The sequence below is a fragment of the Streptomyces longispororuber genome, from assembly GCF_014656095.1.
In the GTDB taxonomy this organism is placed as follows: domain Bacteria; phylum Actinomycetota; class Actinomycetes; order Streptomycetales; family Streptomycetaceae; genus Streptomyces; species Streptomyces longispororuber.
On sequence record NZ_BNBT01000316.1, the window covers coordinates 1 to 1564 of the forward strand.

The following is a 1564-nucleotide window of genomic DNA, read 5'->3' on the forward strand; positions in this document are numbered from 1 at the left end:
CCGTACGGTGGCCTCGGCGGCGGCCAGCTCCGCGTCGGCCGCCGCGATCCGCGCCAGCCGCTCCGCCGCGTCGCCGCGGGCCGCGGGGCCGGGGTCGGGGCCCATGTCGGGGCCTGGGTCGGAGCCGGGGTCGGGCTCGGGGCCTGGGCCTGGGGCGGTCGCCTCGCGGCGGATCTCCGCCAGGTCCTCCTCGTACCGGGCCGACCACCGGGTTCCGGCCGCCAGCCAGGTGCGGACGGCGGCGCGCGTGCCCGGGTACTCGGTGGCGGAGTCGAGGGCGCGTACCGCGTCGAGGAAGCCGGAGCGGGCGCGCTCCGCCCAGGCGAACGCGGCGGCGGCAGGGGCGCCCGCGCAGGACTCGTGGGGCAGGCGCGAGAGGACCGCGCAGTGGTGGAGCCCGGCGACCACCGGGGAGTCGGCGGACGCGGAGCGCAGGGCGTCGCGGGCGAGCCGGGCCCGGTGCCGCTCGTAGGCGTCCACGCCCTGTGCGGCCGCGCGGTGTGCCGCGTCGAGGTCACCGAGCTTGAGCCACAACTCGGCGCGCAGGGCGGGGAGTTCCCAGGTGTCGGTCGGTTCGGGCCCGTGGCGGCCGATGTCGCGGACCGTCGTGGCGGCCCGCGCGGGATCGTCCATGCGCAGCCACAGCGCGGTGGCCTGGAGTGCGCTCAGCCCCGCGGCGTCGATGCGCCGCGCGCGGGTGCGGGCTTCCCGGAGGCGGCGGAGCTCGACCAGGGCCGAGCAGGCGGCGTAGTGGTTGCCGAGCCGGTCCGCCTCGCGCAGGGCCCGCTCGGCGTGCCCGTCGGCCTCGTCGGGCAGTCCGGCGGCGCGCTCACGCCGTGCCGTGTGGAGGGCGGTCCACAGGGGCAGTTCGGCGAGGTCCCCGGCCATCAGGTCGAGCGTCCCGGCCAGGCGCGCGTCCGTGTCCGGCAGGCGGCGCACGGTCTCCAGGGTGTGCCCGAGGCGCAGGCCCGACGCGGCGCACAGGCCCGGGTCGCCCAGGGCGAGGGCGTGGTGGTGGAGGAGCTGCGCGGCGCGCACGAGGGCGAGGAGGTCGCCGAAGCGCTCCGCGGCCGGACGTGCCCGGACGCGGGCGTCGAGGGCCGCCATGGTCACGTCGGTGAGCAGGAGCGCGGCCCTGCGGTGGCCTGCGGAGCGGTACAACCCGGCCCAGGCGTCGGCGCGTTCCGCCGTCCCGACGTCGTCGGAGAGCCGGTCCGCGAGCAGCAGGGCGCCCCGGCCGCGGACGAGGTCCCCCGTGCCGATCCACGACGTGGCGTGCTCCAGGGCGACCCCGCGCAGCCCCGCCACCCACGAGCCGCTGCCCACCGTGGCGCCCCAGGCCCGCACGGCGTCCGCTCCGGCCGGGTCGGGGGTCGCGCCCCGCGCCACGGCGTCCAGCGCGGTCTGCACCCGGGCGAGTGCGGCGCAGGCGCCGTCACCGGCTCGGAGTGCCAGGTCCAGGGCCTCGGCGAGCGCGGCGCGGCACTCCTTGGTCCGGCCGCGCAGGCGGGCCGCGTGCGCGAGGTGCAGGGCGGCCGCGGCCTGGCCGCCGAGGGAGCCGGCC

Annotated in this window: 1 pseudogene; it reads right to left on the bottom strand. The window is 80.1% G+C overall.

Annotated features, from left to right (window positions below):
* Nucleotides 1–1564: pseudogene (locus tag IE330_RS38395) on the bottom strand (hypothetical protein); the annotation flags it as partial.